12 protein-coding genes, 1 tRNA gene and 1 pseudogene are annotated in these 12,633 nt (G+C 70.5%); 6 read left to right on the forward strand and 8 right to left on the reverse strand.

Annotation, left to right across the window (positions count from 1 at the left end; translation table 11 throughout):
• Positions 1-104 precede the first annotated feature (104 nt).
• The gene (locus LPA41_RS38140; RefSeq protein WP_229076261.1) at positions 105-542 is read right to left on the reverse strand and encodes a hypothetical protein; all 438 of its coding nucleotides are present in this window, start codon (positions 540-542) and stop codon (positions 105-107) included.
• An 836-nt stretch (positions 543-1,378) separates the two neighbouring features.
• Between LPA41_RS38140 and LPA41_RS42590 the strand changes: the two are divergent.
• Positions 1,379-1,666 (forward strand): annotated as a pseudogene (locus LPA41_RS42590) (transposase); the annotation flags it as partial.
• Positions 1,667-1,898: 232 nt separating this feature from the next.
• Here the strand turns inward: LPA41_RS42590 and LPA41_RS38145 are convergent.
• Both LPA41_RS38145 and LPA41_RS38150 read right to left on the reverse strand, forming a co-directional pair.
• Positions 1,899-1,986: transfer RNA gene (locus LPA41_RS38145), tRNA-Leu, on the reverse strand.
• Between the two features lie 36 nt (positions 1,987-2,022).
• Positions 2,023-3,000 (reverse strand): YafY family protein, encoded by a 978-nt coding sequence (locus tag LPA41_RS38150; RefSeq protein WP_229076262.1) that lies wholly within the window; start codon positions 2,998-3,000, stop codon positions 2,023-2,025.
• 91 nt (positions 3,001-3,091) lie between these two features.
• Between LPA41_RS38150 and LPA41_RS38155 the strand changes: the two genes are divergently transcribed.
• The 4 genes from LPA41_RS38155 to LPA41_RS38170 all read left to right on the forward strand — a co-directional run bounded on the left by LPA41_RS38155 (position 3,092) and on the right by LPA41_RS38170 (position 6,967).
• A complete protein-coding gene (locus LPA41_RS38155) occupies positions 3,092-3,448 on the forward strand; it encodes a VOC family protein (protein WP_229076264.1) in 357 nt (118 codons plus the stop codon).
• A gap of 177 nt (positions 3,449-3,625) precedes the next feature.
• On the forward strand, positions 3,626-4,069 hold the full coding sequence (locus LPA41_RS38160; RefSeq protein ID WP_229076265.1) for a Fur family transcriptional regulator: 444 nt from the start codon (positions 3,626-3,628) through the stop codon (positions 4,067-4,069).
• Complete coding sequence (gene katG / locus LPA41_RS38165; protein ID WP_229076267.1) at positions 4,066-6,336, forward strand: catalase/peroxidase HPI; 2,271 nt, start codon at positions 4,066-4,068, stop codon at positions 6,334-6,336. The genes LPA41_RS38160 and katG overlap by 4 nt, the downstream gene beginning before the upstream one ends.
• Before the next feature lie 112 nt (positions 6,337-6,448).
• A complete protein-coding gene (locus tag LPA41_RS38170; protein WP_229076270.1) occupies positions 6,449-6,967 on the forward strand; it encodes a hypothetical protein in 519 nt (172 codons plus the stop codon).
• A gap of 11 nt (positions 6,968-6,978) precedes the next feature.
• Here the strand turns inward: LPA41_RS38170 and LPA41_RS38175 are convergent, their stop codons facing one another.
• The 3 genes from LPA41_RS38175 to LPA41_RS38185 form a co-directional block, all read right to left on the reverse strand.
• Positions 6,979-7,374, reverse strand: coding sequence for an MmcQ/YjbR family DNA-binding protein (locus LPA41_RS38175; protein ID WP_229076272.1), 396 nt, complete (start codon positions 7,372-7,374; stop codon positions 6,979-6,981).
• Between the two features lie 237 nt (positions 7,375-7,611).
• A complete protein-coding gene (locus tag LPA41_RS38180) occupies positions 7,612-8,283 on the reverse strand; it encodes a response regulator transcription factor (RefSeq protein WP_229076274.1) in 672 nt (223 codons plus the stop codon).
• On the reverse strand, positions 8,274-9,797 hold the full coding sequence (locus tag LPA41_RS38185) for a sensor histidine kinase (RefSeq protein WP_229076277.1): 1,524 nt from the start codon (positions 9,795-9,797) through the stop codon (positions 8,274-8,276). Before LPA41_RS38185 ends, LPA41_RS38180 begins: the two co-directional genes overlap by 10 nt.
• A gap of 131 nt (positions 9,798-9,928) precedes the next feature.
• Here LPA41_RS38185 and LPA41_RS38190 point away from each other — a divergent pair, with 131 nt between their 5' ends.
• Complete coding sequence (locus LPA41_RS38190; protein WP_229076287.1) at positions 9,929-11,284, forward strand: hypothetical protein; 1,356 nt, start codon at positions 9,929-9,931, stop codon at positions 11,282-11,284.
• A gap of 26 nt (positions 11,285-11,310) precedes the next feature.
• On the opposite strand, the gene LPA41_RS38195 is transcribed toward LPA41_RS38190, so the two are convergent.
• Together LPA41_RS38195 and LPA41_RS38200 are read right to left on the reverse strand one after the other, a co-directional pair.
• A complete protein-coding gene (locus LPA41_RS38195; RefSeq protein WP_229076289.1) occupies positions 11,311-12,324 on the reverse strand; it encodes a glutamate-cysteine ligase family protein in 1,014 nt (337 codons plus the stop codon).
• A gap of 109 nt (positions 12,325-12,433) precedes the next feature.
• Entirely contained in the window at positions 12,434-12,604 is a 171-nt protein-coding gene (locus LPA41_RS38200; protein WP_229076292.1) for a hypothetical protein, read from the reverse strand.
• Between the last annotated feature and the right edge of the window lie 29 nt (positions 12,605-12,633).

A 12,633-nucleotide genomic window follows, 5' to 3' on the forward strand; every position in this document is an offset into this window, starting at 1 on the left:
TCCTACCGAACCCGTCACCGGCGAGAACTCCTCGCCAGAGAAACACGCGCCAACCGCTCATAACCGCAGGTCCGTGGGGTCAACTTTCCCGAACCCGCAGAGGGTCAGATTTCAGAAAGCGCTGACAACGGGTCACCGGGAAGCACGCGGTTGTCGTAGTAGAACTTCGCCATGATCCCACCTTGAGCGTTGTTCTCGCTGGCGGTGATCATGCAGGCACTCGCACCGACGGAGCCCGTGACGCCTGTGGGAGCGGTGATGTTGCAACCCGTGAAGGTCCTGAGCGTCCCGCCGAAGGCCAGACCTTGGTAGGTACTCGCGAGCGGGTACTCATCGCAGCTCTTGCCCGCGATGCTCGGTGCACTGCCGCACGCGCGGCTGCGGTTGAGGTTGATGGTGGCGGCGGTTTCGTTGCGGTAGAGCGGGTCCTCGAAACCCTCGCCGGGCAGTCCCGAGTTCTGTGCCGCAGCAACATGGGCTGCGGGGTGGGGTAGCTGCTCTGGCTGTAGAGGACCTGTGCCGGGAACCACCACACCGAACATCCGACCCGTGCCGGGCGGAATCCGTGTGCTCCGGTTGCGTTGTCACAGTCGGTTTCCCACAACTCGAAGGTGTAGGAGCCCGAGCCGTATCCCGGTGTGGTCGCCGTGAGATCCCACGCCGTCGTGCAGCTGCCACGAGCTCCCACCGCTGTTGCAGTGGTCTCGGCGCCGGCGGTCCCGGTTCGCATCGCGTTGTTGAGCGGGCTGACGGACTGGGGTGCGAAGTCGGGGACTCCGCCGTCGCCCTCGCGGCGGCAGTTGAGCGCGTTTTCGCCCGGGTTGACCTCAGGCGAAGTTGCGGCATCCTGGTTCGGTGCCAGCCGATGACATCATCGCTTCCCTGGCGGCGTGGTCGTCGTGGTTACCCTTCGACGATGCCGCGACCTTGGCTCCTCGGCTTCCAGGCGTATACCTGGCTCGGGAGGGTGAGGGAGGCGGTCTCACCTATGTAGGGATGGCCGGTGAACGTCGCGGCCAAGGCCTTCGCGGCCGACTGACGGTGTACCGCCGTGGAAAGGCTGCGGTCAGCGGGCTGGGAGAGGCGGTACTGGATCGAGCTCTGGCGGATCCGGCATTCGTGAAGGGTCACCTCGACGCGGTTCTGGCCGGCCAACCGAGCCGTGCCGCAGTGTGGGCTCAAGACGCTCTGCGGTGGGCGGATCTGCACATTCGGTGGGCCGTTACCGCGGATCGCCCAGCCGCTGTCGCCCTCGAACGAGCCGTTCTCGATGCCTTGGCGGCGTCGCCACTTTGGAACCGCGCACGATAGCGGCCTCTGCGGGGCAAGAGAGTAACCCGTACGGCTGCTGTGCCCGCTTTCAAGAAGCGCCTGGAGCCTCGCTCGGCCGCTCTCCCAGGACCTGCGTAGATCCTGGGAACGCCCGATGGCACCGGAGCGGCTGACCCCGGCCCGGGTGCGGCGAGGGTTTCGGAACCTCCGCGCGACCAGCTCCTCGCCAACGCGTGTAGCTAAACCGAGTCGGCCTGGCCCGGGACGGCCGCCCGGCTCTAGAAACCGACACACCGCGGCCGGCTACGACGTGGGACTCATGCTCGTCACCGGCCAGGCACACCAGCGACCGGCCCACCACAAGAAGGGCACCGAGCCCCGCCGCACGGGTTGAAGCACAAGCTGAAGCGGCCACTCAACAGCGCGCCCGCGCTGGAGTAAGCGCGCCAGGAACATGCGGTGCGTCACAGAAACACGTCTTCGCAGGTGAAAGCCGCGCGCCCCGCCTGATGTAAGCCCTAAAGCCGAACTTGACCACTTACACGCTGCTGACATGCAAGGTTCAGATGCATCTGCGGCTATCATGTCCCACATTGACACGCATGTGGGACATGGATGCGATGTATTGGTGTCCGAGGGGGGACTTGAACCCCCACGCCCGATAAAGGGCACTAGCACCTCAAGCTAGCGCGTCTGCCATTCCGCCACCCGGACTTGCGGGACTAATTTAGCAAGCCCTCGAACCTCCCTTCACGCAGGGTCGTACAGCGTCACCATCGCCTGTGCGCTCCCCCGCATCAGCTCGCGCAGCTCAGCCGGTTCCAGCACCTCGACGTCGGCGCCGAGGCGCAGGAATTCGGCGTGTGCGTGCCGGACTGATTCGATGGGTAGCGTCACCGTGGTCCACCCGTCCGGGTCGGGGTCGCCCAGGCCTGCGGTGACGCCGCGGTGCATGGCTCGGGTCATCAGGTACGGGATGCGGTCTAGCGCGGCCGGTGAGAGTCGCACGGTGGCCTGGTCGCGGTGCAGCCGGCGTTCGAAGTCCTCGGCCCACGTCGTCCATGTCGACGCCAGATCGAAGTCGGCCGGGCGTTCGAAGGTTTCGTCGAGCACCTCGAGGGCCAGGATCGTTGCCACGCGGTAGGTGCGCAGCGACGCCGACACCCGTGCCACGAAGTACCAGACACCGGCTTTGAGCACGATGCCGAGCGGCTCGATGATCCGGTCCACCTCGTGCGGGGGACGCCATCGGCGGTACGTCATGCGGGCTCGCCGGCGCTCCCAGACGGCATGGGCGAGAGCGGACAGGTGGGGGTGGGTCTCGGTTTCGCGGAACCAGCCGGCGGGGTCGAGGTGGAACCGGTCTTTGATCTCGCCGACGCTGCGGTTCAGCCGGGCCGGGAGGGCTGCTCGCAGCTTCAGTTCGGCGGTGGCCAGGACGGCGCCGAGGCCGAGTTCGGCGGCTGCGGACGGTACGCCGGCCAGGAAGATCGAGCCGGCTTCCTGCGGGGTCAGCCCGGTCAGTCGTGTCCGATAGCCATCAACGAGCTGGTAGCCGCCGCCGGCGCCGAGTTCGGCGTAGACGGGGACGCCTGCTTCGGCGAGCGCCTCGATGTCGCGGTACACCGTGCGCACCGAGACGTCGAGCTCGGCGGCGAGTTGCTGGGCGGTGAGCCGGCCACGGTCTTGCAGCAGCAGGACGACGGACAACAACCGGCTGGCGCGCATGACCGGAAGACTGCCACACAAGGCTGACAGCAGATGTCAGTCATCGGCGCGCACAGTGTTGCCTGACCGGACCGAAGAAGGGGAATTCAGCATGGCAACCGCCCGATACGTCGGCGTCTCCCTCGACACCGACAACCCGCAGCAACTCGCCGACTTCTACAGCAAGCTGCTGGACGCGGAGATCACTTACACCAGCGACGAGTTCGTCTACATCCAGACGCCCGGCATCGGCTTCGTCAAGGTCGACAAGCACGTACCGCCCACCTGGCCCAACCCGGACGTGCCGAAACAGTCGCACTTCGAACTCGGCGTCGATGACCTGGACGCCGGCGAGGCCGCCGTTGTCGCGCTCGGCGCGACCAAGCCCGAGTTCCAGCCTCAGCCGGACCGGTGGCGGGTCCTGCTCGATCCCGCCGGTCACCCGTTCTGCATCTCGGCCTCGATGTAGTACGTCAGGAGTCAAGCAGCAGCCGTCACGCCGACCGCAAACGATCGGCGTGGCGGCTGTCGCCGTGCCCGGACCGGTGACCTTGGTTACCGACACGCCTGCGACACCTCGAGTACACCCGAACTGCACCGTGCCAAAACTTGATTCATTCCAGAAAAGGCCGCTAAGGTTCCTCGCATGACGGCCGACATCGAGACTCAGCTCCGTGCGGTCTCGTTGCGCGTGACCCGTCCTCGAGTGGCGGTGCTGGCAGCGCTTCGCGACCACCCGCACGTGGACACCGACACCGTGATCGACCTCGTTCGGGCGGATCTCCCTTCGGTCTCCCACCAGGCGGTTTACGATGTGCTACGTGCGCTCACCGATGCCGGTCTGGTGCGCCGCATCCAGCCTGCCGGAGCGACCGCCCGCTACGAGTGCCGGGTCGATGACAACCACCACCACGTGGTCTGCCGCTCCTGCGGAGCGATCGCCGACGTCGACTGCGCGGTCGGTCCCGCCCCCTGTCTCACCGCCTCCAACGATCACGGGTTCGTGGTCGACGAGGCGGAGGTCGTCTATTGGGGCGTCTGCCCCGACTGCTTGACGAAGAACACCGCCAGTTCGGAAGGAATCAGATGAGCGACACCCAAGACACTCCGGCCAGCGCGCAGGGCGTGGACGCGAAGGCCGCTGCGGGCTGCCCGGTCGCCCACGACTCGGTGACCGCGCACGGCAGCGAGAGCGAGAACCCGGCGATCGACTCGCCGACCCCGAAGACCGGTGGCCGGCCGCACACCAACCGGGACTGGTGGCCCAACCAGCTCGACCTGTCGGTGCTGCACGCGCACTCCTCGAAGGTGAACCCGCTGGGCGAGGCGTTCGACTACGCCAAGGAGTTCCAGAAGCTCGACGTCGAGGCCATCAAGCGCGACATCACCGAGGTCCTCACCACCTCGCAGGACTGGTGGCCGGCCGACTTCGGTCACTACGGCGGTCTGATGATCCGGATGAGCTGGCACGCCGCCGGCACGTACCGCATCCAGGACGGCCGCGGCGGCGCCGGTGACGGTGGACAGCGCTTCGCCCCGCTCAACAGCTGGCCGGACAACGCCAACCTGGACAAGGCCCGCCGTCTGCTGTGGCCGGTCAAGGCGAAGTACGGTCAGAAGATCTCCTGGGCCGACCTGCTGGTCCTGGCCGGTAACGTGGCCCTGGAGTCGATGGGCTTCAAGACCTTCGGCTTCGGTTTCGGCCGCGTCGACGTGTGGGAGCCCGAGGAGATCTTCTGGGGTCCCGAGGACACCTGGCTCGGCGACGAGCGTTACGCCTCCGACAGCACCATGGCCGAGGGCGTCGGCGCCACCGAGATGGGCCTCATCTACGTCAACCCGGAGGGCCCGCGCGGCAACGCCGACCCGCTGGCTGCCGCCCACTTCATCCGGGAGACCTTCGCCCGGATGGCGATGAACGACGAGGAGACCGTCGCGCTGATCGCCGGCGGCCACACCTTCGGCAAGACCCACGGCGCCGCGCCCGCCGACAACCACGTCGGCCCGGAGCCGGAGGCCGCGCCGCTGGAGGCGCAGGGCCTCGGCTGGCTGAGCACGCACGGCAGCGGCAAGGGCGGCGACACCATCACCAGCGGCCTCGAGGTCACCTGGACCGACCGGCCCACCGAGTGGAGCAACCGCTTCTTCGAGATCCTTTTCGGGTACGAGTGGGAGCTCACCACCAGCCCCGCCGGTGCCAAGCAGTGGGTCGCCAAGACCACTGACGAGATCATCCCGGACGCACACGACCCGTCCCGCAAGCACCGCCCGACGATGCTGACGACCGACCTGTCGCTGCGCGTCGACCCGGCGTACGAGAAGATCTCCCGCCGTTTCCTGGAGAACCCGGAGGAGTTCCGCCTCGCGTTCGCCAAGGCCTGGTACAAGCTGCTGCACCGTGACATGGGCCCGGTCGAGCGCTTCCTCGGCCCGTGGGTGCCGGAGGCGCAGCTCTGGCAGGACCCGGTCCCGGCCGTCGAGGGCCCGCTGGTCAGCGACGCCGACGTGGCAGCGCTCAAGGCCAAGGTGCTGGACTCTGGCCTGTCCGTCGCGCAGCTGGTCTCCACCGCCTGGGCGTCGGCCGCGAGCTACCGCTCCACCGACAAGCGCGGTGGCGCCAACGGTGCCCGCATCCGCCTCGAGCCGCAGCGCAGCTGGGAGGTCAACCAGCCGGTCGCGCCGGTCGTGGACGCCCTCGAGAAGATCCAGCAGGAGTTCAACGCCGCCGGTGGCGCGCAGATCTCCCTCGCCGACCTGATCGTGCTGGCCGGTTCCGCCGCCGTCGAGAAGGCCGCGAAGGACGCCGGCGTCGAGGTCACCGTGCCGTTCCACCCGGGCCGCACGGACGCCACCCAGGAGCAGACCGACGTCGAGTCGTTCAAGGTCCTGGAGCCGCGCGCCGACGGTTTCCGCAACTACCTGCGGCCGGGCGAGAAGACCCAGCCGGAGGTCCTGCTCGTCGACCGGGCGTACATGCTGAACCTGACCGCGCCGGAGATGACCGTCCTGGTCGGCGGCCTGCGCTCGCTGGGCAACAACGTCGGCGACAGCAAGCACGGCGTGCTCACCGACAAGCCCGGCGCCCTCACCAACGACTTCTTCTTCAACCTGCTCTCCCCGGGCACGAAGTGGAAGGCGTCGCAGGGCGAGGAGCACGTGTACGAGATCCGCGACCTCGCCACCGACCAGGTGAAGTGGACCGCCACCGCGGTCGACCTCATCTTCGGCTCGAACTCGCAGCTGCGGGCCCTCGCCGAGGTGTACGCCAGCGCCGACGCCAAGGAGAAGTTCGTCAACGACTTCGTCGCGGCGTGGACGAAGGTCATGGAGCTCGACCGCTTCGACCTGAAGAAGTGATCCAGCCCTGATGCTGTTCCAGCAGTGACACTGCTTCAGTAGTGACGCTGTTTGAGCAGTGACGACGAAGCCCCGGCCTGTTCGGCCGGGGCTTTCTCGTTAAGGTGGCGATGTGGACATCCCTGGCCTCGGAACCGTCGTCGAAGATGCCGACCTCGGCTGGCACATGAGCGAACCGGTGCCGGTGCCGGTGCTCGGCGGGGCGGCGTGCCGGTTCGCACTCGAGGGCTACGACGACGATCCGGCACCGGAGGACTTCCACGCGGCGATCCGGGCCTTCCGGGCACTGGACCGGGCGGCCCTCGACGCGGCGGCGCCTTCGATCTACGCGTACTACCGCGACGTCCTGGACGACGGCGGCGACGACCCGGTTCACATCGACGGACCGGACCGGGTTCTCGACCACGTCCAGCTCGGCGACGAACCGCATGTCAGCAGGGACGAGTACGGCGACAAGCACGTCTACGTCTCCGTCGAGTGCGAGTGCGACTGGGAGCCGGAGCACGGCCTGCAGATCGTGTTCCGCGACGGCGCCGAGGTGACGAAGGTCGGACCGTACGACGGTCACCTCACCAATGCGGCGGCCTACGCCGACGAACAGCTCGAAGGCGTGGTCTACCCCACGCGTTGAGGGCCGTCCGCTCACGCCGTGGCGTCGAGCGCGGCGACCCGGCGCGACCCCGCCGTCCGACGGTAACTGGCGTCCAGCAACTCCCGGATCTCATCCCAGTCGCTGTCGTCGCCCACATCCACGCCCACCCACCCGGAAGGGCCCAGGTAGGCCGGCACGTAACACCGCTCCTCCCCCAGCAGAGCCTCCCGCTCCTGCGGGTCGAGCAGCACGAGCACCGACTGCTCGTGCTGCCGGTACGCGCCGTCGACCTTCACCGATCCCCCGTAGTAAGCGAAGATCTTGGTAGTGAAGAACACCGGCCGCCCGTGCGAGATCTTCTCGGCCGCGTCGGGGAAGGCCAGCGCGAGCGCCCGCACACGCCCCAGAATCGGATCCGCCTCGTCGAACATCCTCGGGTGAGCCACACCCGATGCTAAGCCCACCAGCAGTGATCACGCCGCCCCTCGCCGCGTCCCGGGCGCAAGCACCTGCGGGCCGCAAGCACCACCCCCGGGCCGCAGCACCACCCGGCGCCGCAAGCAGCTGTGCGCCACAAGCGACCCGGGCCGCAAGCAACCCAGTCCGCAAGCACCTGCGCACCGCAAGCAACCCGGGCCGCAAGCACCTGCGCGCGGCAAGCAACCCGGGTCGCAAGTATGGGTTCACGAAGCGACCTGGGCAGCTGGGTCGGCGCTGCGGAGGAAGGCGAGCACGGCCAGCACGCGTCGGTTGTCGTCGGCCGTCTCCTCTAGGCCCAGTTTGCCGAAGAGGGAGCGGACATGCGCCTCGACCGTCTTGGGGCTCAGGTGCAGGCGCGCAGCGACAGCCTGGTTGGATCGGCCCTCGGCCATCAGCGCCAGCACGTCGCGCTCGCGGCCGGTCAGACCGGCCAGTGGATCGCGCCGGCGACGGCGGCCGAGGAGCTGCGCGACGACGCTGGGGTCGATGACCAGGCCGCCGGCCGCGACCCGGCGGACCGCGGCGACGAACTCCTCGAGATCGGTCACCCGGTCCTTGAGCAGATAGCCGGCGGCCCGCACGCCGTGTTCCAGCAGCGTCATGGCGTAGTGCGGTTCCAAGTAAGCGGAGAGGATGAGCACGCCCAGCCCGGGATGCTCGGCACGCAGCGCACGGGCGGCGTCGAGGCCCTCGATGGTGTGCGTGGGCGGCATGCGGATGTCGACGATCGCCACGTCGGCCGGATGTCGCGCGGCCGCCGCCAGCAACGTCGGCGCGTCACCGGCCTCGGCGACGACCGTGCAACCGGCGTCGGTGAGAACCCGGACCACGCCGGCCCGGAACAGCACGGCATCCTCGGCAATGATCACCCGCACGGCAGCTCCGCACTGACCCGCGTGCCGTTGCTGGTGCTCGTCACGTCGAAGCGGCCACCGAGGGCCGCCACCCGATCGGCGAGTCCCCGCAGCCCGGACCCGGCGGGATCGGCGCCGCCGCGGCCGTCGTCGGCCACCTCGACCCGCACGCTGTCCCCGTCCAGCTCGACCGCGACCCGCACCTGCTGCGCGCCGGCGTGCTTGGCGGCGTTGGTCAGCGCCTCGGCCACGACGAAATAGCAGCCCACCTCGACGGCCTCCGGCAGACGGCGGGCCGGCAGAACGGCAAGGGCGACCGGCACGGGTGACCTCTCGGCCAGCGAGGTGAGGGCGGGACCCAGGCCGCCGTCACTGAGCACGGTGGGATGCAGCCCTCGGGCCAGCTCCCGCAGCTCCCGCACCGCGGCGTCGAGCTCGTCGGCGATGGTCGCGAGTTCCGCCGCCTCCGGGCCGTCGATCCGGCCGCGGACCAGCCGCAACGCCAGCGCCGCGCCGATGAGCCGCTGCTGCGCGCCGTCGTGCAGGTCACGCTCGACGCTGCGGCGGGCGGCATCCGCCGCGGCCAGGATGCGGGCGCGGGACTGCCGTACCTCGTCCAGCCGAGCCAGCGCCTCCGCCCGGAGCCGCTCGTTCTGCAGCGCCAGCCCGGCAGCCGCCGCGGCCTCGCGCACCAGGACGGGATCGGCTGTGGCGTCGTAGCGCAGGGCGGCGATCGGGTCACCGTCGCGGTCCACCACGGTCACCGCCCGTCCGGTCGTCCCGGTCAGCCGGACAGGCCGCCCGGCGGCATCGACCTGCTCGCCGCCGGGAAGCGGGAACGCCACTTCCAAGGAGTCGTCGCGCAGCGCCCGGGCCAGCGCGTCGCGCACCCGGCCGGGCCCCGGCGCGTCGCGGCTCAGGGTCAGCACCAGCTCGCCGATCGTGGCCCGGTCGAGCCGGTCCCGCAGCAGGCCGAGCAGCAGCACCGGTGGCCACAGCACGAGTGTGAGCTCCGGCAGCCAGCCCAGCGGCACCGTGACCGCCCGGGGCCAGGCGAGCAGGTCGCCGAGAAACCGCACGCCGACCGCGGCCAGAAGGACCACACCGCCGGCGATCGCCGGCGCCTGCGCGCGCCGCCGCAACGGGCTGACCCGCCAGCGGCGCAGCAGCCCCCGGGCCGGCGGCCTGCCGTCCGGATATCCGGCGACCAGCACCACGAGCACGACCAGGAACAGCACACCGGCGAGGCGACCGATCGCGTGCGGAACCGGCCCGGGGAACGCGGCCGCGGTTCGCAGGAACCAGGCCAGTCCGGCCGACATCATCAGCGCACCGGTGCGGGAAGCCGGGCGGCGAGCCCAGCCGGCCAGCCCGCACCCGGCGAACGACCAACCCACCGCGAGGATGACCAGCAGCTCGACGACCGGAGCCCGGTCGGTGAGCCGGTCGTCACCCACCACCAGTGCCGTGGCAGCGCCGCAGCCCGTGGCCGCCGTCGCGACGGCGGCCACGGCGACCCTCGTTCGCGACAGCATCCCGGAATGGTTGCACGCACCACCGCCCGCCGGTACCGGGCTAACCCTCAGCCGACCGACGGGTCAACCCTGATGGCGAGCGCCTTCATGACTCGTAGCGTCGGCATCCACAACGTCAGAAAGGCAGGCCGGTGCGGGAACTCATCGTGGTGATCGGTTCGATGGTGCTCGTCACCGCCCGGTGGCTGCCCGCCGCAGTCCGCCGGCAGACCGCCGCGGGCGGCGCGGCCGTGGTGCTGATCGGCACGGCCACGCTGCTGCCCGAGCCGCGCTGGCAGATGTTCCCGGTGCTGACTGCCGATCTGCTCACCGGGATCGGGTGGCTGCTCGCCCGGCGGCGGACCCGGTGGTGGCTCGCCCTGCCGGCCACGCTGGCCTGCTTCGGCCTGATCATCGGTGGCGGCGTGGCGGCCTGGGCGCTGCCCGTGCCGGTGTTCCCGACGCCGTCCGGGCCGTCGCCGGTCGGCACCACGGTGACGCAGTGGACCGACCCGGGCCGCGACGAGCCGGGGACGCTGGAGGCCGACGACAGGCGCACGGTGGTCGTGCAGTTGTGGTATCCGGCTCGGGAAGCCGGATCCCGGGCGCGATACCTGGGCCGCACGCGTGAGGAGGCCCAGACCGTGGCCGACGGAGAGGCGCGTTACCTCGGCGTGCCCGCTGCCGCGCTGTCGGCCCTGCCCCGGGCGCACTCACATGCCGCGCCCGGCGCACCACCGGCAGACGGCCGCTTCCCCGTCGTGCTGTTCTCTCCCGGCCTGGGCGGCGTGCGCAGCCAGAACACCGCATGGGCGGAAGACCTCGCCAGCCGCGGCTACCTTGTCGCCGGCGTCGACCACCCCTTCGACTCGGCTGCCGTCGTGCTCACCGACGGCCGCACGGTGCCCACCGCGGTCGCCGCCACCGGTGATCGCGGGGAGGACGACCGGCGCCGGGCACGATGGACCGAGGTGCGCGCCGCCGACCTCCGGTTCGTCCTGAGCCGGCTGGCCGACCCGGGCAGCGGTCCGATCGCCGGGCGGGCGGACACCCGGCGGGTTGCTGCCGCCGGCCACTCGATCGGCGGCGCGGCCGCGATGCGCGCCGCCGAGCAGGATCGCCGCATCACCGCGGTGATCAATATGGACGGCGGCCTCAACCGCGGTCAGAGGTCGGTGCGGCAGCCCGTTCTGGCCCTCACCCACGACGTCACGGGCCCCGAGGGTGCTGCCTACCTGGCCCGCCTGACGAGCGTGCTGGACCGGGGCGTGGCCACGAGCTACCGGCTGACTGTCCCTGGCAGCGCCCATGTCACCTTCACCGACGCGCCGCTGTTCCTGCCACCCGTGCCGTCGATCGCGGGCACACTGGGGCGGGCCGAGAGCATCCGCATGACGACGCAGACCACCGCCGCTTTCCTGGACGCCACGCTGCGCGGCCGACCGATCGACCTTCCGGCGGAGCTGGCACGCCACGGCGACCTGCACGTCCACGGCCCGGCAGTCTGACCATGGCCGGCTCTCCGACTGCCCAGCTACCCGGCGACGCTTTCCGCGGCCACGTCGAGCAGCCCGGCCTCGACGCCGCCGGCCTTGTCGTAAAGGCGCCGCTGCCGCTCCGCGCCGTTGCCGTCGTCACGCAGCCGGGTCAGCCCGCTCAGCACCAGGTCCAGGTCGCCGGGTGCGGACAACCCGGGTGTCACGGTGGCGAAGAACTCGTCGACCAGTTCCCAGGCCGGGCGCGACCGGCCCAGCCGCGGATCCGTCAGGTCACCGGTCAGCCCGCCCCGGGCGGCCTGCCAGTGCGCCTCGGCGATCAGGTGGTCGTGGATCAGCGCGTCCGACCGGGCGGCTTCGGCCTCCTGCACCGCCGTCGCCACCGCCGCGCGGACCAGAGCCGTCACCAGGATCGTGTCGTCGGTGGTGAGGCACACGTCACCGGCGTCGACCTGCACGGCGGGCCGGTCCGGGTGCGGCCGGGCATGCCAGCCGAGCAGGGCCTGGCTGACCGCGTCGGCCGCCTCGCGGACCAGGACCGCCATCCGGGCGGGATCGGCCGCCACCCGGCTCCGGGGCCCGAGCGCGCCCAGCGCGTCGCGTTGGCGCCGCACGAAACGCCAGCTGGCGTAGCCGGTGTCCGCACCGCCGGCAACCGGGGAGTTCGCGGTCAGCGCCCGGATCACCGGCAGCCACGCCCGCAACCGGCGGCACACGTCGACGGCGAGCCGGCTGTCGGGAACCGCCACGTCGACGCGCAGACCGCACGAAACCGCGGACCCCGACCCGACCGGCAGCACAGACACCGCAGGCCCCGGCCCGACCGGCGGCACCGACACCGCGGGATCAGGTCCGACCGGCAGCACCAACACCGCGGGGTCGGGCCCGACCGGCGGCACACCGGACGCGAGCAGCAGCCCGCGGTCGGCGGCTTCGCGCCGGGCCGACAGCAGTGCGGTACGCAACGACCCGAGCTCAGATGCCCAGGGCGTCGCCACGCCGATCCGGTTCCCGTCGAGCAGCAGCTGCTCGTGAACGGCACAGTCGATCATCAGGCACCTCCATCGCCGCCTGCGTCTTCCCCGGATCCGGCCGGTCTAACGGCGGTGGTGCGTGAGGTGCTCTACCCGTACGCGGAAGATGGTGGAGGCGGCGCGTGCCCTACTTCTCCGATGGGCCGTACGGCGACACCTGATCCTCCGGCGTCGGGCGGTTGCCGGTCTTGTCGTGGGTGCCGTGCGGCGCCTCGGTCGGGTTGGCGTCCTCGGTGCGCTGCTTGGTGGTGGGCGACTCGCCGCTGCGGCGCTGTTCGGGTTGCTGCACGTTTGTCATGCAGCCGCGGGTACCCGGATATGTCCGCC

The organism is Actinoplanes sp. DH11 (assembly GCF_020873875.1).
Taxonomy (GTDB): domain Bacteria; phylum Actinomycetota; class Actinomycetes; order Mycobacteriales; family Micromonosporaceae; genus Actinoplanes.

Bases quoted from the DNA above. Each gene is read 5' to 3' on its own strand.
- LPA41_RS38140 (WP_229076261.1), bottom strand. From the start codon at position 542: ATGTTCGGTGTGGTGGTTCCCGGCACAGGTCCTCTACAGCCAGAGCAG.
- LPA41_RS38150 (WP_229076262.1), bottom strand. From the start codon at position 3,000: ATGCGCGCCAGCCGGTTGTTGTCCGTCGTCCTGCTGCTGCAAGACCGT.
- LPA41_RS38155 (WP_229076264.1), top strand. From the start codon at position 3,092: ATGGCAACCGCCCGATACGTCGGCGTCTCCCTCGACACCGACAACCCG.
- LPA41_RS38160 (WP_229076265.1), top strand. From the start codon at position 3,626: ATGACGGCCGACATCGAGACTCAGCTCCGTGCGGTCTCGTTGCGCGTG.
- katG (WP_229076267.1), top strand. From the start codon at position 4,066: ATGAGCGACACCCAAGACACTCCGGCCAGCGCGCAGGGCGTGGACGCG.
- LPA41_RS38185 (WP_229076277.1), bottom strand. From the start codon at position 9,797: ATGCTGTCGCGAACGAGGGTCGCCGTGGCCGCCGTCGCGACGGCGGCC.
- LPA41_RS38195 (WP_229076289.1), bottom strand. From the start codon at position 12,324: ATGATCGACTGTGCCGTTCACGAGCAGCTGCTGCTCGACGGGAACCGG.
- LPA41_RS38200 (WP_229076292.1), bottom strand. From the start codon at position 12,604: ATGACAAACGTGCAGCAACCCGAACAGCGCCGCAGCGGCGAGTCGCCC.